General features: G+C 55.8%; 19 protein-coding genes. 7 read left to right on the top strand and 12 right to left on the bottom strand.

Features of this window, described 5'->3' with window-relative positions:
- Positions 1-29: 29 nt before the first annotated feature.
- On the top strand, positions 30-899 hold the full coding sequence (locus ACLRGG_RS07385; protein ID WP_416249114.1) for a phosphoribulokinase: 870 nt from the start codon (positions 30-32) through the stop codon (positions 897-899).
- Positions 900-985: 86 nt separating this feature from the next.
- Here the strand turns inward: ACLRGG_RS07385 and ACLRGG_RS07380 are convergent, their stop codons facing one another.
- Positions 986-1,390 carry an OsmC family protein gene (locus ACLRGG_RS07380; RefSeq protein ID WP_067709888.1) on the bottom strand — a complete coding sequence of 135 codons (405 nt, stop codon included), beginning with the start codon at positions 1,388-1,390 and terminating at the stop codon, positions 986-988.
- A 308-nt stretch (positions 1,391-1,698) separates the two neighbouring features.
- On the opposite strand from ACLRGG_RS07380, the gene crp reads away from it, so the two are divergent.
- Together crp and ACLRGG_RS07370 are read left to right on the top strand one after the other, a co-directional pair.
- Positions 1,699-2,331, top strand: coding sequence for a cAMP-activated global transcriptional regulator CRP (crp, locus tag ACLRGG_RS07375; RefSeq protein ID WP_000242758.1), 633 nt, complete (start codon positions 1,699-1,701; stop codon positions 2,329-2,331).
- Between the two features lie 59 nt (positions 2,332-2,390).
- Complete coding sequence (locus ACLRGG_RS07370; RefSeq protein ID WP_416249111.1) at positions 2,391-4,523, top strand: YccS/YhfK family putative transporter; 2,133 nt, start codon at positions 2,391-2,393, stop codon at positions 4,521-4,523.
- A gap of 49 nt (positions 4,524-4,572) precedes the next feature.
- Here ACLRGG_RS07370 and argD read toward each other — a convergent pair whose 3' ends face one another.
- The 3 genes from argD to ppiA form a co-directional block, all read right to left on the bottom strand.
- Positions 4,573-5,790 carry a bifunctional acetylornithine/succinyldiaminopimelate transaminase gene (gene argD / locus ACLRGG_RS07365; protein WP_416249110.1) on the bottom strand — a complete coding sequence of 406 codons (1,218 nt, stop codon included), beginning with the start codon at positions 5,788-5,790 and terminating at the stop codon, positions 4,573-4,575.
- 85 nt (positions 5,791-5,875) lie between these two features.
- The gene (locus tag ACLRGG_RS07360; RefSeq protein ID WP_416249109.1) at positions 5,876-6,451 is read right to left on the bottom strand and encodes an aminodeoxychorismate synthase component II; all 576 of its coding nucleotides are present in this window, start codon (positions 6,449-6,451) and stop codon (positions 5,876-5,878) included.
- A 152-nt stretch (positions 6,452-6,603) separates the two neighbouring features.
- Positions 6,604-7,176, bottom strand: coding sequence for a peptidylprolyl isomerase A (gene ppiA, locus ACLRGG_RS07355; RefSeq protein ID WP_416249108.1), 573 nt, complete (start codon positions 7,174-7,176; stop codon positions 6,604-6,606).
- Between the two features lie 272 nt (positions 7,177-7,448).
- On the opposite strand from ppiA, the gene tsgA reads away from it, so the two are divergent.
- A complete protein-coding gene (gene tsgA / locus ACLRGG_RS07350; RefSeq protein ID WP_416249107.1) occupies positions 7,449-8,633 on the top strand; it encodes an MFS transporter TsgA in 1,185 nt (394 codons plus the stop codon).
- A gap of 104 nt (positions 8,634-8,737) precedes the next feature.
- Here tsgA and ACLRGG_RS07345 read toward each other — a convergent pair whose 3' ends face one another.
- The gene (locus ACLRGG_RS07345) at positions 8,738-10,018 is read right to left on the bottom strand and encodes a cytosine deaminase (protein WP_416249106.1); all 1,281 of its coding nucleotides are present in this window, start codon (positions 10,016-10,018) and stop codon (positions 8,738-8,740) included.
- A gap of 249 nt (positions 10,019-10,267) precedes the next feature.
- On the opposite strand from ACLRGG_RS07345, the gene nirB reads away from it, so the two are divergent.
- From nirB to cysG, 3 genes are read left to right on the top strand one after another with little or no spacing between them, the layout of a single operon-like run.
- Positions 10,268-12,802 (top strand): nitrite reductase large subunit NirB, encoded by a 2,535-nt coding sequence (nirB, locus tag ACLRGG_RS07340; protein ID WP_416249105.1) that lies wholly within the window; start codon positions 10,268-10,270, stop codon positions 12,800-12,802.
- Entirely contained in the window at positions 12,799-13,125 is a 327-nt protein-coding gene (nirD, locus tag ACLRGG_RS07335; protein ID WP_416249104.1) for a nitrite reductase small subunit NirD, read from the top strand. Before nirB ends, nirD begins: the two co-directional genes overlap by 4 nt.
- Positions 13,126-14,490 carry a siroheme synthase CysG gene (gene cysG, locus ACLRGG_RS07330; protein WP_416249103.1) on the top strand — a complete coding sequence of 455 codons (1,365 nt, stop codon included), beginning with the start codon at positions 13,126-13,128 and terminating at the stop codon, positions 14,488-14,490.
- An 88-nt stretch (positions 14,491-14,578) separates the two neighbouring features.
- On the opposite strand, the gene trpS is transcribed toward cysG, so the two are convergent.
- The 7 genes from trpS to aroK form a co-directional block, all read right to left on the bottom strand.
- Entirely contained in the window at positions 14,579-15,583 is a 1,005-nt protein-coding gene (gene trpS / locus ACLRGG_RS07325) for a tryptophan--tRNA ligase (RefSeq protein ID WP_416249102.1), read from the bottom strand.
- A 17-nt stretch (positions 15,584-15,600) separates the two neighbouring features.
- Positions 15,601-16,278, bottom strand: a complete 678-nt coding sequence (locus ACLRGG_RS07320; RefSeq protein ID WP_416249101.1) for a phosphoglycolate phosphatase — start codon at positions 16,276-16,278, stop codon at positions 15,601-15,603.
- The gene (rpe, locus tag ACLRGG_RS07315; protein ID WP_416249100.1) at positions 16,262-16,948 is read right to left on the bottom strand and encodes a ribulose-phosphate 3-epimerase; all 687 of its coding nucleotides are present in this window, start codon (positions 16,946-16,948) and stop codon (positions 16,262-16,264) included. The genes ACLRGG_RS07320 and rpe overlap by 17 nt, the downstream gene beginning before the upstream one ends.
- A gap of 51 nt (positions 16,949-16,999) precedes the next feature.
- Positions 17,000-17,818: an adenine-specific DNA-methyltransferase gene (gene dam / locus ACLRGG_RS07310; protein ID WP_416249099.1), complete on the bottom strand. Its 819-nt coding sequence runs from the start codon at positions 17,816-17,818 to the stop codon at positions 17,000-17,002.
- A gap of 123 nt (positions 17,819-17,941) precedes the next feature.
- Positions 17,942-18,997, bottom strand: coding sequence for an SPOR domain-containing protein (locus ACLRGG_RS07305; protein ID WP_416249097.1), 1,056 nt, complete (start codon positions 18,995-18,997; stop codon positions 17,942-17,944).
- Between the two features lie 94 nt (positions 18,998-19,091).
- Positions 19,092-20,186 carry a 3-dehydroquinate synthase gene (aroB, locus tag ACLRGG_RS07300; protein ID WP_416249096.1) on the bottom strand — a complete coding sequence of 365 codons (1,095 nt, stop codon included), beginning with the start codon at positions 20,184-20,186 and terminating at the stop codon, positions 19,092-19,094.
- A 50-nt stretch (positions 20,187-20,236) separates the two neighbouring features.
- On the bottom strand, positions 20,237-20,758 hold the full coding sequence (gene aroK / locus ACLRGG_RS07295) for a shikimate kinase AroK (RefSeq protein WP_067709862.1): 522 nt from the start codon (positions 20,756-20,758) through the stop codon (positions 20,237-20,239).
- Between the last annotated feature and the right edge of the window lie 153 nt (positions 20,759-20,911).

Genomic DNA, 20,911 nt, shown 5'->3' with positions numbered 1-20,911 from the left:
GATGCGTTTTTCTTAGAGAGTCGTTAGCCATGTCAGCCAAACATCCTGTGATTGCCGTAACGGGTTCCAGCGGTGCGGGAACCACGACGACCAGCCTGGCCTTCCGCAAAATTTTTCAGCAGCTTAATCTCAATGCCGCTGAAGTTGAAGGTGACAGCTTCCACCGCTTTACGCGCCCTGAAATGGATATGGCCATTCGTAAAGCGCGTGATATGGGACGCCATATCAGCTATTTCGGCCCCGAGGCTAACGATTTTTCCCTGCTGGAGCATACGTTTGCCGAATATGGCCGCAGTGGCAGCGGCCAGTCGCGTAAATACCTGCACACCTACGATGAAGCAGTACCCTGGAACCAGGTGCCGGGCACCTTTACGCCCTGGCAACCGCTGCCCGAGCCAACCGATGTGCTGTTTTATGAAGGTTTACACGGTGGCGTAATGACACCGCAGCACAACGTTGCGGAAAATGTCGATCTGCTGGTCGGCGTGGTGCCGATCGTTAACCTTGAGTGGATCCAGAAGCTGGTGCGCGATACCAGCGAGCGGGGACACTCCCGCGAGGCGGTGATGGACTCCGTAGTGCGCTCGATGGAGGACTACATCAACTATATTACCCCGCAGTTTTCGCGTACCCACATCAACTTTCAGCGCGTCCCCACGGTGGATACCTCCAATCCATTTGCCGCACGCGGTATCCCGTCGCTTGATGAAAGCTTCGTGGTTATCCATTTCCAGGCGCTGGAGGATATTGATTTCCCTTATCTCCTGTCGATGCTCCAGGGCGCGTTTATCTCTCAAATCAACACGCTGGTGGTGCCAGGTGGCAAAATGGGGCTGGCGATGGAGCTGATAATGGGGCCGCTGGTCAGGCGTCTGATTGAAGGGAAAAAGATCGTCTGAGACACCGCGCATTAAGCGCTAAAGGGAAAGGGAAAGGGAGTTTGCGCTACCGCGCGATAAGCCCCACCCGCTGGGGCGGGTGAGGATTAAATTTCAATTGCTTCAAAGCTGTGGGTGATTTCAACGCCTTTGCCCAGCATCAGGGCGACGGAGCAATACTTTTCTGCCGACAGGTCGACGGCGCGGGAAACGGCTTTTTCCTCCAGGCCCTTACCGCTAACAATAAAGTGCAGGTTGATATGGGTGAACAGACGGGGTGCTTCTTCCCGGCGTTCGGAAGTTAGTTTGACCTCGCAGTCAGCCACGTCATGGCGTCCCTTTTGCAGGATTGACACCACATCAATGGCGCTACAGCCGCCGGCCGCCATCAGCACCATTTCCATTGGGCTGGGTGCCTTATCGCCCGCATTACCATCCATTAATATCTGGTGCCCCGATGAGGATTCTCCCAAAAAGGTGAGCCCTTCCACCCATTTAACACGTGCTTGCATAACAAATCCCTCTAAGTCATTCAGTTAACGCCAGATTACGCTTCAGCAACAAAAACGGCAATGCAACAATTTTCACACCATGCTGAAGCGAGACAACACAAGACACTCGTTCCAAGCTGTGCTACAAACAAAGCTGTAATAATTTCGTTCGTACTCTACAAGCATGACGAAACGGCACAACATAACGACCCAGGCCTGCGACAGGGTTCGGGATAATTTCCCTGAGGGGAAACGCGTCACTATTTCAACGCCTGACAGGGAACTCTGCCCCTGTGTTTAGGCATGATGACAACAGAGGATAATCGCGAATGGTTCTCGGCAAACCGCAAACAGACCCGACTCTTGAATGGTTCCTGTCACATTGCCATATTCATAAGTATCCATCCAAAAGCACGCTAATCCACCAGGGTGAGAAAGCGGAAACGCTTTACTACATCGTCAAAGGTTCAGTAGCGGTACTTATTAAGGATGAGGAAGGTAAAGAGATGATCCTCTCCTACCTTAACCAGGGCGACTTTATCGGTGAACTTGGCCTGTTTGAAGAGGGTCAGGAGCGTAGCGCCTGGGTCAGGGCGAAAACCGCCTGTGAAGTGGCTGAAATATCCTATAAGAAATTCCGTCAGCTTATCCAGGTTAACCCTGATATTCTGATGCGACTCTCTTCGCAGATGGCTCGTCGCCTGCAGGTGACGTCTGAGAAAGTGGGGAATTTAGCTTTCCTCGATGTGACAGGTCGCATCGCGCAGACGCTACTGAATCTGGCTAAGCAGCCGGATGCAATGACACACCCGGACGGGATGCAGATCAAAATCACCCGCCAGGAAATTGGTCAGATAGTGGGCTGCTCGCGCGAAACCGTGGGCCGCATACTCAAAATGCTGGAAGATCAGAATCTGATCTCCGCACACGGTAAAACTATCGTCGTTTATGGCACGCGCTAACCGGCTCTGATCACCCCGGCGCAACCTTCCGTTGCGCCTTTTTTATTTGGTATGGAGCGATGTGGCGCAGACTGATTTATCATCCTGAGGTTAACTATGCCCTGCGTCAGACGCTGGTGCTCTGTTTACCGGTGGCAATAGGATGGCTGTCAGGCGATCTGCAAAAGGGGCTGCTGTTCTCCTTAGTGCCTGCCTGCTGCAACAATGCCGGTCTGGATACGCCGCATAAGCGCTTTTTCAAACGCCTGATCGTGGGCGGAAGCCTGTTTGCCTTTAGCAGCTTTCTTATCCAGTACCTGGGTGAGCACAGCGTTCCCCTGCCAGCGATTCTGTTTGCTATGGCGATGCTGCTGGGCGTCACCGGTGAAATCAGCCCACTGCATGCCCGGCTGCTGCCCGGATCGCTTATCGCCGCCATCTTCACCCTGAGCCTGGCCGGTCGAATGCCGATATGGGAGCCACCCCTGCTCTACGTGCTGGGAACCATCTGGTATGGCGTATTTAACTGGTTCTGGTTCTGGCTGTGGAAAGAGCAGCCGATGCGCGAAACCCTCAGCCTGCTGTACCGCGAGCTGGCCGACTATTGTGAAGCCAAATATACCCTGCTTACCCGTCTGACCGATCCCGAAAAGGCCCTGCCGCCGCTGCTGGCCCGCCAGCAAAAAGCCGTCGATCTGATCGGCATCTGCTATCAGCAGATGCATATGCTGGCCGCCAACCGTGACAGCCATCATAAACGTCTGATCCGCGCGTTTCAGGTTGCGCTGGATTTGCAGGAGCATATCTCCGTCAGCCTGCATCAGCCGGAAGAGGTGCAGAAGCTGGTTGAAAAAAGCCATGCCGAAGCGGTCATTCGCTGGAACGCGCAAACCATTGCCGCACGACTGCGGGAGCTGGCCGATGACATTCTCTACCACCGGCTGCCGGAGCGCTTTGTGATGGATAAGCCGCTCGGCGCACTTGAAAAAATCGCCCGTCGGAGCCGTGATAATCCGGTGGGTCAGTTCTGCTACTACCATTTCAGCCGCATTGCGCGCGTACTGCGTACGCAGCGCCCTTTGTATCAGCGCGACCTGATGGCCGATCGCCAGCGTCGCCTGCCGCTGCTGGCCGCCTGTAAAAGCTATCTGTCGCTAAAATCTGCCGCCCTGCGGACCGCCGCCCGCTTTGCCGTGATGCTCACTTTCGCCAGTACTCTGGCGATGTTCTTCGACCTGCCCAAGCCCTACTGGATCCTGATGACGGTGATGTTTGTCAGCCAGAATGGCTATAGCGCCACCCGCGTACGTATCCAGCACCGTGCACTCGGCACGCTGGCGGGGTTGATAATCGCCGCCGTCGCCCTGCGACTCCACGCGCCTGAGGCGATGGTGCTGTCGATAATGCTGGTAATCACCCTGGTCAGCTACCTGGTGATCCGCAAGTTTTACGGTTGGGCGATGATTGGTTTCACCGTAACCGCCGTGTACTCGCTACAGTTGCTCTCGCTGAACGGCGCTGACTTCCTGCTGCCACGGCTGATGGATACGCTAATGGGATGCATGATTGCCTTTGGCGGCATGATCTGGCTGTGGCCCCAGTGGCAAAGCGGGCTACTGCGGCAAAATGCCCATGACGCGCTGGGCACCTACCAGGATGCGCTGCAAATGCTGCTCGGTAACGAGCAGGATCCGGTTAAACTGGCTTACCAGCGTATGCGCGCCAATCAGGCGCACAACGCACTGTTTAACTCTCTGAATCAGGCGATGCAGGAACCGGGATTTGATTCAAACTACCTGACAGACATGAAGCTGTGGGTGACGCACAGTCAGTTTATTGTTGAACATATCAACGCGATGACCATTCTGGCCCGTGAGCATACGATGCTCACCCCGGCGCTGGCCGAACGCTACCTGCAGAGTTGTGAAATCGCCCTTCAGCGCTGTCAGCAGCGGCTGGAGTATGATGGTCCCGGCTCGGATACCAACGTGCTGGAAGATGGTCAGCGCGATTTCCACCAGGGGCCGGTCACGATTCTGGAGCGACACGTAAGGCGGATACTTGACCATCTCAGCGTCATGCACACCATCTCATCGCTGGCCTGGCGCGACAGACCCCATCATGGACGCTGGCTGTCACGCCGCTTAAAAAAGGCGCCTGAAACGAAAGGCAGCAAGCACAGAGAGAAGAGGGAGGGGAGCGGGCAAGCGTAATGCGGGGGTTTCAGCCATAGCCAATGCTCTCCCCTCCTGGTTCCTGCCGTCAGAATAGCGCTTTTTCTACGGCCCGGGCAAAGCGGGCCATGCCCTCTTTAATATCGGCAGGCTCAATCACCAGCGAAGGCGCAAAGCGCAGCACATCGGTTCCTGCGTTAAGGATCATCACCCCTTCAGCGGCCGCGGCATGAAGAATATCGCGCGCTTTACCGGCATGCTCCGGCCTGAGTGCGGCCCCGATCAGCAGCCCCTTGCCCCGGATATCACTGAAGACTGCCCGCTTAGCGTCCAGCGCGGTCAGCGCCGCAACAAACTGCTCGCGACGCGCTTCCACACCGCTCAACACCGACTCGGTGTTGATGATATCCAGCGCCGCCTCTGCCACGGCACAGGCCAGCGGATTACCGCCATAGGTGGTGCCATGGACGCCCGGCGACATGGTTGACGCTATCTCATCGGTGGTCAGCATCGCGCTGACCGGGAAGCCGCCGCCCAGGGCTTTGGCGGTGGTGAGGATATCAGGCACCACGCCATAGTGCTCACAGGCAAACAGCTTGCCGCTGCGGCCCATGCCGCTCTGCACTTCATCCAGCACCAGCAGCGCCTGATGTTTATCGCACAGTTCGCGCAGCCCCTGCATAAATGCCTGGGTAGCGGGCATCACGCCACCCTCGCCCTGAATCGGTTCCACTACGATAGCGCAGGTATGGTCGTCAATGACCGCTTTCACCGCAGCGAGATCGTTAAAGGGAACATGGACGATATCGGCAGGTTTAGGCCCGAAGCCATCGGAATATTTCGGCTGCCCGCCGACGGAAACGGTGAACAGCGTGCGGCCATGAAAGGCGTTGTGGAAAGCGATGATTTTACTTTTGTAGGGCGAATGGCGTTTGGCGGCATAGTAACGCGCCAGCTTAAAGGCGGCTTCGTTGGCTTCCGCGCCGGAGTTGGCAAAAAAGACGCGGTCGGCAAAGGTGGCGGCAATCAGCTTACTGGCCAGACGCAGCGCAGGCTCGTTGGTGTAGACGTTGCTGGTGTGCCACAGGGTCTCGCCCTGAGTTTTTAACGCCTCAACCAGCGCGGGATGGCAGTGGCCCAGCGCGGTAACCGCGATACCGCCGGAAAAGTCGATGTACTCTTTGCCCTGCTGATCCCATATGCGGCTACCTTTACCCCTGACCGGCACAAACTGCGCGGGTGCATAAACAGGCAAAATAACCTCATCAAACGTCGCGCGCGTTACCGCTGATTTTTCTGCTGCCATCGGTGACCCCATTGTTGTTACATTGCAAATAAGTGAAATATTAGTCACAAAATATGCATAAAAAACCATTCAAAGGCAACTTAATTTACGGCTTAAGAAAATTCTCCAGCAGCTGATGTCCCTGCTCGCTAAGGATGCTTTCAGGGTGAAACTGCACGCCCTCCAGCCGCAGCTCACGATGGCGAAGCCCCATAATCTCATCGGGCTGGCCGTTACGTAGCGTCCAGGCTGTCACCTCAAATTCTGCGGGCAGCGATGCCTGCTCAACAATCAGTGAATGGTAGCGCGTAACGGTCAGAGGATGATTTAGCCCGGCAAACACGCCGCCGTCGCGGTGCTCAACCGGTGAGGTTTTACCATGCATCACCTGGCGGGCGCGAACCACCCGGCCACCAAACGCCTGGGCAATGGCCTGATGCCCCAGACAGACGCCCAGGATCGGCACCCTGCCAGCAAAATGACGGATGGCTGCCAGTGAAATCCCCGCCTCATTGGGCGTACAGGGGCCGGGTGAGATAACCAGATGCTGCGGACGCAGCGCCTCAATTTGCCCTAACGTCATCGCATCATTGCGCTGGACGCACACCTCCGCCCCCAGCTCGCAGAAATACTGATAGAGGTTCCAGGTAAAAGAGTCGTAATTATCAATAAGCAGCAGCATAGAGGCTCCGGGCAGGATGAAGACGCCGCTATTCTACGCATTTCATCCTGTCCGTTTATCACTTTGCCCTGGATAGCAAAACGCGACCTGACGGCCGCGCTTACTGCCCTGAGAACGCGGGCGGGAGGGGTGTAGAACGCGCGTCGGGTTTGTTAAGGCAGCACTTTAGCAGAGAGGATCACGACGGGCTTAACCGGGACATTCTGGTAAGGACCCACGTTCTGTGACTGAACCTGGGAAATTTTGTCGGCCACATCCTGCCCTTTGACCACTTTACCAAACACCGCGTAGCCAAAGTCACGCTGACCGTGATCGAGAAAGGCGTTATCGGCAACGTTGATAAAGAACTGGCTGGTGGCACTGTCTTTGTCCGCGGTGCGGGCCATCGAGACGGTTCCACGCTTATTCAGCAGGCCATTGTCCGCTTCGTTTTTAATCGGCGCCCTGGTGGGCTTTTGTTGCATATCGGGGGTAAAACCGCCGCCCTGCACCATAAAGCCGGGGATCACGCGATGGAAAAGCGTGTTGTTATAAAAGCCGCTGTTAACGTAGTCGACAAAGTTCTTCGTCGAGACGGGCGCTTTCTGATTGTTCAGTTCAAGTTCAATATTTCCCGCTGACGTCGTCAGCAGAACATGGGTATCCCCTTTCGCAGCCAGTGCAGATACGGAGAATGAGGAGAGTGCCAGTACGGTAGCGACGGCTGCCAAAGTGCGTTTTAACATGAAAAATTCCTTTCTGAGGGCGGTGGTCAGAAAAACAAAATTGATTGTAAAGAGGCGGTTAGTTACGCGCCAGCGTTTTACTTTTATTTACGTGCGAAATATCACTGCGCAACCGTTTCCCTCTCAGATGTGGAGTGATATTCATCACGGATCCAATGAATATGAAAATAAATGTTTCATTATTGATTTAAGCCGATCACGAATATCGCTACACTTCCGGAAAATACGTAGGTTTTGCGTACCAGGATCTCTATAACTTGCAGGCTCCCACTATGACTAATCGCGATCGAATCGGTCTCACCTGGATCAGCTTTTTTTCCTATGCGCTTACCGGCGCGGTAGTAATCGTCACCGGTATGGTACTGGAAAATATTGCTGATTACTTTCACCTCCCCGTTGCGCAGATGAGCAACACCTTCACCTTCCTTAATGCGGGCATTCTGGCGGCGGTTTTTCTCAATGCCTGGCTGATGGAGATTATCCCGCTGAAGCGCCAGCTGATTTTCGGCTTCGTGCTGATGGTGCTGGCGGTGCTGGGGCTGATGAACAGCCACAGCCTGAGCGTATTCTCACTTTGTATGTTTGTACTGGGCGTGGTGAGCGGGATTACGATGTCCATTGGCACCTTCCTCATCACTCATTTGTATGAAGGACGTCAGCGCGGATCGCGCCTGCTGTTTACCGACTCGTTCTTCAGCATGGCCGGAACCCTCTTCCCGATTATCGCTGCCGCTATTCTGGCGCGGTCGCTTCCCTGGTACTGGGTGTATGCCTGTATCGGGGTGATTTACATCGCGATCTTTATTCTGGCGCTCTGCTTCGAGTTTCCGGTGCTGGGCAAAAAAGCAGCTAATCACCAGACGGTTGAAAAAGAGAAATGGGGTATCGGCGTACTATTTCTCTCCGTTGCCGCCCTCTGCTATATCCTGGGACAGCTGGGCTTTATCGGCTGGGTACCACAGTATGCTACCAAAAGTATGGGGATGGACATTACGCAGGCGGGCGGCCTGGTCGGTAATTTCTGGACTTCATACATGATTGGCATGTGGATTTTTAGCGCCATACTGCGCTTCTTTGACCCGCAGCGTATTCTGACCGTGCTGGCGCTGGCGGCTACGCTGCTGATGTACTGGTTTGTCAGTTGTGAGAATGCCGCGATGCTGAAGTGGATAATGATCAGCCTGGGCTTCTTCTCCAGCGCAATTTATACCACCATCATTACCCTCGGCTCTCTGCAAACCCGGGTCTCCTCACCTAAGCTGGTGAACTTCATCCTGACCTGCGGCACCGTCGGAACCATGCTGACGTTCGTCGTGACCGGCCCGATTGTTGAAAAGGGTGGCGCGCACGCCGCGCTGCTAACCGCTAACGGTCTCTATGCGGTGGTGTTTGTGATGTGTCTGCTGCTGGGCTTTGTCAGCAAGCATAAACAGCACCCGAACGCCGGTTCTCACTGATAATAAAACCCTGGCAGGCCGCAAGGCTTGCCAGTTCATCACCCGCGCGGCGTGACCACCAACGCGCTCAGCGTCGAAAGCCTGCCCCATCGCCGACGATAATATCAGCGACGGAAATCCACCTGCTCGCTCTCATTAAGGTGAATTGTGGTCCGTGCAGGCTGCGTTTCAGCAATGACTTTTCCCTGCCGAATTGAATAGCGTACTGCAACCTGGCGACGCAGCGCATCAAAGCCATTCTCCGCCGGGAGGATCACCATATTGGCGCTGTTGCCGCTTTGAATACCATAATCCTTCAGCTGCAGCGTTCTGGCGCTGTTATGGGTGATCAGATTGAGGCCGGCATCAATCTGCGCGTAGCCCATAAGCTGACAGACGTGCAGTCCCATATGCAGCACCTGGAGCATATTGGCGGTTCCCAGCGGATACCAGGGGTCAAATACGTCATCGTGACCGAAGCAGACGTTAATATCGGCCTCCAGCATCTCCTTCACCCGCGTAATGCCCCGACGCTTCGGATAGCTGTCAAAGCGGCCCTGCAGATGGATATTCACCAGCGGATTGGCGACGAAATTGATCCCTGACAGCTTTAGCAGGCGGAAGAGACGTGAAGTGTAGGCACCATTATAGGAGTGCATTGCGGTGGTATGACTGGCCGTCACCCGCTCCCCCATTTTCTCCTTTAGCGCCAGCGCCGCAACGGTTTCCACAAAGCGGGATTGCTCATCATCAATTTCATCGCAGTGAACATCCACCATGCGCTGATACTTTTGTGCCAGCGCGAAGGTTTTATGCAGTGACTCTACGCCATATTCACGGGTAAACTCAAAGTGAGGAATGGCACCCACCACATCCGCACCCAGCCTCAGGGCCTCCTCAAGCAGCGCCTCACCGTTGGGATAGGAGAGAATGCCTTCCTGAGGAAAAGCCACAATCTGCATATCCATCCAGGGCGCTATCTCCTGCCTGACCTCCAGCATCGCCTTCAGCGCAGTGAGACTGGGATCCGACACGTCGACGTGGGTACGGACATGCTGGATACCGTTGGCGATTTGCCACTTCAGCGTCTGAAGCGCGCGCTGTTTCACGTCCTCGTGGCTCAGCAGCGCCTTTCGCTCTGCCCAGCGCTCTATCCCTTCAAACAGCGTACCGGACTGATTCCAGGCAGGCTCTCCCGCCGTTTGCGTGGTATCCAGATGAATATGGGGTTCAATAAAGGGGGGGAAAGCCAGCCCGCCTTCGGCATCCAGCGCCGCGGGATCCGGGACACAACGGGCCTGCGGCGCAATACGCGCAATGTTGCCGTCCTGAATTTCGATTTGCCAGAGTCCGTCGCGCCAGGGCAACCGGACATGGTTGATTCTTTGCAAATTAACAGCCTGCATTAACGTACTCCCGGGTCAGCAATCATAGTTTTCACCCTATCACTGATTCCAGGCGATGCACAGCCAGTGATTGCACCGCCGTCGCCTTGAATATGCATAAATCCGAAAGATTACGCTAACTTATAAAAATCTTTATCAAATCATTGGCATACCTATTAAGAGGTATTTGGAAAACGGATTGATGTGCATCAATAAGTGCACAAGTTAGCGCGCTAAGGTAGCGGCATTCGTTTGCAATATGAGGCAAAAATGCGCACCCGACTCGTTATCATTGGCAACGGCATGGTAGGCCATCGCCTGATTGAAGCGCTGGCAGAAAAAGCCGCACCCGGCCAGTTTGCTATTACCGTTTTTTGTGAAGAACCCTGGGTCGCTTATGACCGCGTCCACCTCTCAGCCTATTTCACTCATCACACCGTTGAGGCGCTGTCGCTGGTTCACGAGGGGTTTTATCAGCAGCACGATATCAACCTGCTGCTGGAGGAGTGCGCCACCCGTATCGACCGCGAAAGGAAGATGGTTCGTTCCCGCTCCGGCCGGGAAGTGCACTACGATAAGCTGGTGCTGGCGACCGGATCCCGCCCCTGGGTTCCGCCAATACAGGGAGCCCACGGCAGAGCGTGCTACGTTTACCGCACGATCGACGATTTGAATGCCATTGAGGCGCGCGCGCGCCGAAGCCAGCGCGGTGCCGTCATCGGCGGCGGTTTGTTAGGGCTGGAAGCCGCAGGTGCTCTGCGGGATCTTGGGGTTGAAACCCACGTGATTGAGTATGCGCCAGTGCTGATGGCCGAGCAGCTCGATCCGCTCGGGGGTACACTGCTGCGCGAAAAAATTGAGGCGATGGGCGTACGGGTGCATACCGGCAAAAGTACCCGCGAGATCATTGATACGCCCGCCGGCGGCAAAAAGCTGCTGTTCGGTGATGACAGCGAGCTGGAGGTGGATTTTATCGTCTTCTCTACCGGTATTCGCCCGCAGGATACCCTGGCCAAAAGCTGTGATCTGACGCTGGGGCCGCGCGGCGGCTTTATGATTGACGACCAGTGCATCACATCCGATAGCGATATTTACGCCATTGGCGAATGTGCCGCCTGGCAGGGTCAGGCCTTTGGCCTTGTAGCGCCCGGCTACAAAATGGCGCAGGTGGTCTGTGAAGATTTGCTGGGTAACAGCAGTGCTTTTACCGGTGCGGACATGAGCGCGAAGCTGAAGCTACTGGGCGTTGAAGTCGGCGGGATTGGTGATACACGGGGACGGACAGAGGGCGCAAGAAGCTATATCTGGCTTGATGAACATCAGCAAATCTACAAGCGACTGGTCGTCAGCGCAGATAACAAAACGCTGCTCGGTGCGGTGTTGGTGGGGGATACCGCCGACTATGGCAATCTGCTTCAGCTGATGCTTAATCGCATCCCCCTGCCGCAGGATCCGGCGGCATTAATCCTCCCAGCCGGTTCAGGCGATAAACCGGCTACCGGGGTGGAATCACTGCCGGAGACGGCACAAATTTGCTCCTGCTTCGACGTGACTAAGGGCGCGCTGGTGCAGGCCGTTAAGCGGGGTTGCCATACCCTTGCCGCCCTCAAGGCAGAAACTAAAGCGGGGAGCGGCTGCGGTGGCTGTGTGCCGCTAATTACTCAGGTGCTAAATGCCGAACTGAGCCAGCAGGGGATCGCGGTCAGTCATCATCTTTGTGAGCATTTTCCTTACTCCCGACAGGAGCTCTACCACCTGATCCGTCTGGAAGAGATTAAGACCTTCGGGCAGCTGCTGGCCAGCCACGGCAGCGGTTACGGCTGCGAAATATGTAAACCGACGGTGGCGTCGCTGCTGGCGTCATGCTGGAATGAATACGTGTTAACCCCTCAGCACACGCCGCTTCAGGACAGTAACGATATCTTCCTCGGCAATATCCAGAAGGATGGGACCTATTCGGTGATCCCGCGCGCTCCAGGTGGTGAAATCACGCCTGAGGGGCTGATCGCCATCGGCGAAATTGGCCGACACTACCGCCTTTATAGCAAAATTACCGGTTCGCAGCGTATCGGTCTGTTTGGCGCACAAAAGGACGATCTGCCCGCCATTTGGGCTGAACTGATCGCTGCCGGGTTTGAAACCGGCCACGCTTACGCCAAGGCCCTGCGCATGGCGAAAACCTGCGTCGGCAGCAGCTGGTGCCGCTTTGGCGTGGGCGACAGCGTCAGCCTCGGCGTAGAACTGGAAAACCGCTATAAGGGCATCCGTACGCCGCATAAAATGAAGTTTGGCGTCTCGGGCTGTACCCGCGAGTGCGCCGAAGCTCAGGCCAAAGACGTGGGGATCATCGCCACCGAAAAGGGCTGGAACCTCTATCTCTGCGGGAACGGCGGTATGAAGCCACGCCATGCGGATTTGCTGGCAGCCGATCTGGATAGCACCACGCTCATCCGCTATCTCGACCGTTTTATGCTGTTCTATATTCGCACCGCCGATAAATTACAGCGCACATCCCTGTGGCTGGAGAGCCTTGAGGGTGGGATCGACTACCTTAAACAGGTGATTATTCACGACAGCCTGGGGCTAAATGCCCAGCTTGAGGCCGAAATGAGCCAGCTACGTGCCAGCTTCCACTGTGAATGGAAAGAGACGGTCGACGATGTCAGCCAGCATAGCCGCTTCGCGCACTTTATTAACGATGTCAGCCGTGATCCGCTGGTTCAGGTTATCGCCGAACGCGATCAGCACCGTCCGGCGCGGCCGGAAGAGCGCCTGCCGGTCAGCGTTCTGGAGGAAAAGCAATGAATGAGTGGCACCGTATTTGTGAACTGGAACAAATCCTCCCTGCAACCGGCGTCTGCGCGCGCGTCGGCGATCGGCAGATCGCCCTGTTTCGGCCCCGCCTGGACGATGAGGTTTTCGCCCTCAGCAACATTGATCCTTTTGCCAATGCCAGCGTACTGTCACGCGGCATTATTGCTGAACATCAGCAGGCGCTGTGGGTCGCCAGCCCGCTTAAGAAGCAGCGTTTCCGGCTGACAGACGGTCTCTGTATGGAGGATGAAAGCCGCTCTATTGCGTCATGGCCCGCCCGCGTGCGTAATGGCTTCGTTGAGGTCGCCATCTGAATGGATTATCTTCCCCTTTTTTGTCAGCTTCGCGACAGGGCCTGCCTGCTGGTGGGTGGCGGTGAGGTCGCTGAACGGAAAGCCCGACTGCTGCTGAAGGCCGGCGCTGACCTGCGAGTTTGCGCGCCTGCCTTCTCCCCGCAATTTCACCTCTGGCAGCAGACGGGCAGATTGAGGCTTACAGAAGGCGCCTTCGCGCCTGCCATGCTGGATGACTGCTGGCTGGTCATTGCTGCAACCGACAGCGCCGCGGTTAATCAATGGGTTATGGCCAGCGCAGAGAGCAGACGGATGTTATGCAACGTTGTTGACGCTCCTGAGCAGGCCAGCGCTATTATGCCCTCCGTGGTTGACCGATCGCCGCTGATGATAGCGATCTCCAGCGGCGGTCGCGCACCGGTGATGGCCCGCCTGCTGCGTGAAAAAATTGAATCGCTGCTACCCCCGTATCTGGGGAAAATAGCAGATCATGCCGGTTTGCTTCGCCAGCGGGTCAAACGGCAGTTCAGTGAGATGGGGCAGCGCAGACGCTTCTGGGAGAAGCTTTTCAGCCATAACAGGCTGGCACAGTCGCTGGCAAGCGGCGACACGTCCTGCACGGAGCAGCTCACCGAGGCGCTTTTTCAGCAGCCGCCTGAGCATCGGGGCGAGGTGGTGTTGGTGGGAGCAGGCCCGGGAGACGCAGGCTTACTGACGCTGAAAGGCCTGCAACAGATCCAGCAGGCAGATATTGTGGTCTATGACCGTCTGGTCTCAGAGGGAGTCCTCGAGCTTATCAGGCGCGATGCGGAACGCCTGTTTGTGGGCAAACGCGCGGGTAGCCACTGTATTCCCCAGGAAGAAATCAACCTGATGCTGGTGCAGCTGGCGCAGCAGGGAAAGCGGGTGGTCCGCCTGAAGGGCGGCGACCCCTTTATATTTGGCCGCGGCGCCGAGGAACTGGAGGCGCTGCGGCAGGCGAATATTCCCTTTTCCGTGGTGCCCGGTATTACCGCCGCCTCGGGCTGTTCCGCCTATAGCGGCATTCCTCTTACCCACCGTAACCTTGCACAAAGCGTTCGGCTGATTACCGGCCACGTGCAGGCTGACGGCACGCTGGACTGGCATAACCTGGCTGCGGGCCAGCAGACCCTGGTATTTTATATGGGGCTGTCTCAGGCAGGAGAGATCCGCCAGCGGCTGATCGAAAACGGTATGGCGGCGGATATGTCGGTGGCGCTGGTAGAAAACGGGACGTCACCTCAGCAGCGGGTCATCTGCGGTACGCTAGCTGAACTCGACGCGCTGGCCTGCCGCGTTAGCAGCCCTGCGCTGATTATCGTAGGTGAGGTCGTTAACCTGCGCGAGAGGCTGAGCTGGTTTTAGCGGCCCGCACAAAATACGCGGCGAACCAGAAGATACGCAGGGAGGATCGGCCAGCAGCGTGCATTCTGCTGCTGACCGGAGGGCAGAATTATGGCTGAGCAACAAAGCCGACGGCTTCATAAACCTTCTTCAGCGTTTCCTGAGCCTGTGCCCGGGCTTTCGCCGCGCCGTCGCGCATAATCTGCTCCAGCAGGGCTTCGTCATTGCGGAAGTCATGGTAACGCGCCTGGAGATCGCTAAGCATCTCCGAAACGGCATCGGCCACTGCGCCCTTCAGGTGGCCATACATCTGGCCTGCGAACTGCTGTTCAAGCTCGGGGATGCTCTTGCCGGTGACGCCGGACAGGATATCCAGCAGGTTTGAAACGCCCGCCTTGTTTTTTACGTCATAGCGCACCACCGGTGGCTCATCGCCGTCGGTCATCGCACGTTTAATCTTCTTCACAACCGACCTGGGATCTTCCAGCAGACCGATGACGTTATTGCGATTATCGTCAGATTTAGACATCTTTTTAGTCGGTTCGAGCAGCGACATCACGCGCGCGCCAGAGGTCGGAATAAACGGCTCGGGTACCCGGAAAACGTCGCCGTAAAGCGCATTAAAACGTGAGGCGACATCGCGGCTCAGCTCAAGATGCTGCTTCTGATCTTCCCCTACCGGCACCTGCGCGGTCTGATAAAGCAGAATATCGGCAGCCATCAGCACCGGATAGTCAAACAGCCCGGCGTTGATATTTTCTTCATAGCGCGTCGATTTATCCTTGAACTGGGTCATGCGGCTAAGCTCGCCAAAATAGGTATAACAGTTCAGGATCCAGCTCAGCTGAGTATGTTCAGGGACGTGTGACTGCACAAAAATAGTGCTTTTTTTCGGGTCAATGCCGCAGGCGAGGTAAAGCGCCAGCGTGTCCAGAGTCGCCTTACGCAGCGCCGCCGGATCCTGCCTGACAGTGATGGCGTGTAAATCAACAATGCAGTAGATACAGTGGTAATCGTCCTGCATATTGACCCACTGACGCAGCGCCCCCATATAGTTACCGATGGTCAGTTCGCCGGAAGGCTGTGCGCCGCTAAATACGATGGGTTTGCTCATGTTTTTCGTCCTGATAATTACAGCCCTAGCGTGGGCAACAAATCGTTAAAATGGTCAAGTACCACGGTAGGATGCGTGGCTGCTATCGGCTCGCCGTAGTTGTAGCCCCAGGTCATGCCGACGCAGGGACACCCGGCGGCCTGGGCTGCGTGAATATCGTTGCGTGAATCGCCAATAAAAACCAGTTCCGCCGGCAGCAGGCCAAACTTGCCTAACACCAGAAACAGCGGGGCCGGATGCGGTTTTTTTGCTGCGACATCATCCCCGCCAATGATCAGGCTAAAGTAATCGGCAATGCCGAGCGACGTAAGCAAAGGCTTCACAAAAGGCGTCGGCTTATTCGTCACGATCGCCATCGGCAGGCCTTTTTCCACCAGCGCGGCCAGACCCTCTTTCACGCCGGGGAACAGCTTACTGCCGCTATTAATGGTCGTGGCATAGTGCCTGTCGAGCAGGATGCGCGCATCGGCAATTACGGCGCTTTCCGGCTGATGCCCCAGCGCCCAGGTTAATGCGCGCTCAATCAGCACATCGGCCCCGTTACCAATCCACGTGGACACCCTGGCAACGCCCGCAGCGGGTAAATTTAGTGCGGTCAGCGCAGCGTCAACCGCGTAGGCAAGTCCGGGAGCACTGTCGGTCAGCGTCCCGTCCAGATCAAAGGCCAGCGCGCGAACGTTAGTGAAATGAGCCATGACGCGATTTCTCCAGTTCGTTACGCATGTTATCAATAACTGTTTTGTAATCCGGCTGACCAAAAATGGCCGAGCCGGCAACAAACATATCTGCACCCGCCGCAGCGATCTCAGCAATGTTTTCAACCTTTACGCCACCGTCAACTTCCAGCCGGATATCATAGCCGCTTTGATCGATGAGGCGACGTACCTGACGCAGCTTATTCAAGGTGCCGGGGATAAAGGACTGGCCGCCGAAACCCGGATTGACCGACATCAGCAAAATGACGTCGACTTTATCCATAACATAATCGAGGTAGCTAAGCGGCGTAGCCGGATTAAACACCAGCCCGGCTTTACAGCCATGCTCTTTAATCAGCTGCAGAGACCGATCGAGATGCTCGGAGGCCTCAGGATGAAAGGTGATGTAGCTGGCACCGGCATGAGCAAAATCCGGGATCAGACGATCGACCGGCTTCACCATCATATGGACGTCGATGGGGGCGGTGATGCCGTAATCGCGTAGCGCTTTCAGCACCATTGGTCCCATAGTCAGGTTGGGCACGTAATGGTTATCCATCACATCGAAATGCACAACGTCTCCACCGGCTGCCAGTACTTTCGCCGTGTCTTCACCCAGGCGGGCAAAATCGGCAGACAGAATTGAGGGGGCGAGTAAAAACTGTTTCATCCGTTTCTCCCATTTCACGCGCCCGTTGGCAGGCACGTACAGCAGTTAAGGTCAGCCGCTGACAAACAGCGCCAGCAGTTCATCCACTTGATTACGCCCGGCACCGTTACGGCTAATCGATCGCCGGGCCTTGATTTTATGCAGCTCGGCAGCCTGATACCAAAGTCTGGTCATTGGAGTATCATGATTAGAGATCAGTACTGGAATACGGCTCTCAAAGGATAGCTTATTGGCCAGCTCCGCCAGATGTGCCTGCTGCTGCATGCTGAAGCTGTTGGTGTGATAAGCGGTAAAGTTCGCCGTGGCCGACAGCGGCGCATAAGGAGGATCGCAATACACTACCGAACCCTGCGGCGCCCGACTCAGAGTAACATCGTACGATTCACAGACAAAGGTCGCATTTTGCGCACGCTCTGAAAACCAGTAGAGCTCATCCTCGGGGAAATAGGGTTTGCGATAGCGACCAAAGGGCACATTAAACTCACCGCTCAGATTATAGCGGCACAGCCCGTTATAGCAGTGGCGATTCAGATACAAAAACAACACGCCACGGCGATAGGGATCCTGAGAGCGGTTAAACTCCAGACGACGCGCATAGTAGAATTCAGCCTCGTTTGATTCAGCGGTAAACAGCTGACGGGCATCGGCTACAAATTCACCTGCACGGGTTTTGACAATATCGTAGAGGTTAATCAGGTCGCTGTTGATATCGGCCAGAATATAGCGCGGAAAGTGGGTGTTAAGGAATACGGATCCCGCACCGACAAAAGGCTCAACCAGACAGTCTCCGTCGGGGAGATGACGTTGAATATCATCAAGAAGCGGGAATTTTCCCCCCGCCCATTTTAAAAAAGCGCGATTTTTTTTCATGCCGTCGTTTATTACAATTACTCTTCTGGCTGCGGTTACACCGACAGCATATCTGCGCTTTAATTCATCAGCGCGCATCTCTGCGCGCAGACTCACTTCAACTTAAAATCGGGTATTCCGAGGCTAATTCTGCGACTCTTTCTTCACCTGGCTCACCGGCTTGACCCAGGGGTTACCGGCGCGAACCTCGGCGGGCAGCGAAGAGACTGCCCGTTTAGCCTCCGCTGGCGTGGCATAAGAGCCGCTGACCAGGACAAACCACGGCTGACCATTACGGGTCGTTTTATAGACGTGATAGCCGCTGAGATTCTGCTTTTTCGCCCAGGCATTTAACGAGTCGGCCCGTGATGCGCTGCTCAGCTGAAGCGTGTAGTTGCCGCCAGGCGCTGACGTTGACGGATGCGCCGCGGTAGCCTTAGGCGTTTCCGACAGGCTATGACGCGGTGATGCCTCGTACGGCTTGCCCTCTCTGGCAACCGGTTTGCTTTCCGGCCGGTGATGCGCTGCCGCAGGTTTGTTGACATGCGCCGGTACATGACGTGGCTGAGCAGGCTGGCTGACGACGGGATGTGAAGCCTGGCCGCCAGCAACCGTCGCCGGTGCGGTTGGCAGAGAGCTACCGTTGTTCTGTGAGTCCTGCGTCGCCGCATCAACCTGGCCCTGCTGATTCGTCAGTGCGCTGTTGAGATCGCCAGGCAGCTCCACACGCTGCTGGTTTGGCGGCGTCTGCGTTTGTTGTGCCTGAGTCGGGGTTGAAGAGATCGGCGGTGCGCTGATCGCCTGTGGACCACTGACTGTCGCCGGCTGCCCCTGGGCTGCCGCTGAATTGGCGTTCGCCGCACTGGTGTTCGCTGCATCCGGCGCAGGGGTACCAGACTGGCCGCTCATGGAGGAAGAACCCGAGAGGTCGATATTTTTATCGCCGCCGCTGCCCGGTGTGCCAGGCTGCGCGCCTGATGTCGCTGGCTGCTGCGCATGTTGATTGCCGCCCTCTTTAGGCGAGTTCAGCGCAGAACCAATGCCAATCACCAGCAGCAGTAATACCAGAATACCAATCCCCATCATCATGTGCTGACGTGAAACCGGTGCCTTAGGGGCGGCAGATCGTTTGCGAGACCGCTGCGTGGGGCGGTCGCTGGTATCAGGCTTTAGTTCGTCTTCCGGTTTAAACTCGTCCATATAACCTCCTCCAGTAGCGCGGCGACGCGGTTCACTACCCTATGAACGGCGATAAACTTCAATATCACTTCGGGTCGAAACCCAATCAAACTCTTCAGAGAGCTGACTTCTGACAATCATCAATTGCAGCAAGAACCCGATCGTGGCTTACCCCACTGCGCACTTCCGCACGGCCTAAAGCCAGCGGTAGCACCAGACGAAGCTCACCCGCCAGCACTTTCTTATCGCGTAGCATATGCGGCATATAGTCCGTTGTCGCCATGCTCTCCGGCCCCGTTACCGGCAGGCCGGCACGACTGAGCAGAGCAATGATCCGGTCAGTATCTTCTGTGGAAAACTGGCCCAGGCGCTCTGCGGTGCGGGCGGCCATCACCATTCCGGCCGCTACGGCTTCACCGTGCAGCCAGTTACCGTAACCCATATGGGCTTCGATGGCGTGTCCAAAGGTATGTCCAAGGTTGAGCAATGCACGCTGTCCGTGCTCATGCTCGTCGGCGGCCACCACCTCTGCTTTTAGCTCACAGCAGCGGCGGATACAGTAAGCCAGCGCGCGGCTATCCAGGGTCAGTAGCGCATCCAGGTTTTCTTCAAGCCAGTTGAAAAACTCAGCGTCAAGAATAATGCCGTATTTGATAACTTCGGCCAGGCCTGATGCCAGCTCACGCGGCGGCAGGCTGCGCAGGCAGTCGATATCAATAACAACGGAAGCCGGCTGGTAAAAAGCGCCGATCATATTTTTGCCGAGCGGGTGATTAACGGCGGTTTTGCCGCCAACGGAGGAGTCGACCTGAGAGAGCAGCGTAGTCGGAACCTGAATAAAGCGCACGCCGCGCTGATAGCTGGCTGCCGCAAACCCGGTCAAATCGCCGATTACTCCACCGCCCAGGGCAATCAGAGTGGAATCACGCCCGTGGTTTTTTTCCAATAGCGCGGTAAATACCTGATCCATCACTGCCAGCGTTTTGTACTGTTCACCATCGGGGAGAATAACCTGATCCACCCTCACCCCAGCCTTTTCAAGCAGGTTACACAGCGGGTCAAGATAGCGCGGAGCCAGCGTCTGATTGGTGACAACCATAGCCCTGTCGCCCGCCTGTAGCGGCCAAAAGGAAGCCGGATTGTTAAACAATCCAGCATCAATGGTAATGGGGTAACTTCGCTCCCCCAAAGTGACGGTAATCTTCTCCATGAAGCGGTATCACCTTTTTACTTTAGCCCGCAAACGGGTTTAAGCCGTCTTCAGCTTTTTTCCAACATATTGATAATCTGATTCGCGACCACTTTAGCGCTCTGGTCATCGGTACGAATCGTCACGTCGGCAATCTCGTCATAAAGCGGATTACGTTCGTTAGCCAGCTCTTCCAGCACTTCACGAGGCGGTGACTCCACCTGCAGTAATGGCCGTTTTTTATCACGCTGCGTACGGGCTAGCTGCTTTTCGATGGTCGTTTCCAGATACACCACTACGCCGCGAGCAGAAAGCCGATTGCGCGTTTCGCGTGATTTCACTGAACCACCACCGGTAGCCAGCACAATGCCCTGCTTCTCAGTCAGTTCGTTGATGATTTTTTCTTCGCGATCGCGGAAGCCTTCTTCGCCTTCGACGTCGAACACCCAGCCCACATCCGCTCCGGTACGTCGCTCAATTTCTTGATCGGAATCGAAAAATTCCATATTGAGTTGCTGAGCTAACTGACGCCCAATAGTGCTTTTGCCGGCACCCATAGGCCCAACCAGAAAGATATTGCGTTTCTCTGCCATTTTTTCGGTATTACTAAGACAATTCGTTAATGATACCCCGTCCAACCGGACAGGACATGAACTGAAACCTCATGAGCGATAGTGCGAGAGTCAGAAGAAAATTATCTCAACACTGAAGGTGTTTTGGCAACCGATTAAATTGACCTTGCCCAT

It is taken from the genome of Erwinia sp. PPS120 (genome assembly GCF_047918655.1).
In the GTDB taxonomy this organism is placed as follows: domain Bacteria; phylum Pseudomonadota; class Gammaproteobacteria; order Enterobacterales; family Enterobacteriaceae; genus Erwinia; species Erwinia tasmaniensis_A.
The sequence above is the reverse complement of the archived record's forward strand: the minus strand, read 5'-3'. Positions and strand labels throughout refer to the sequence as shown.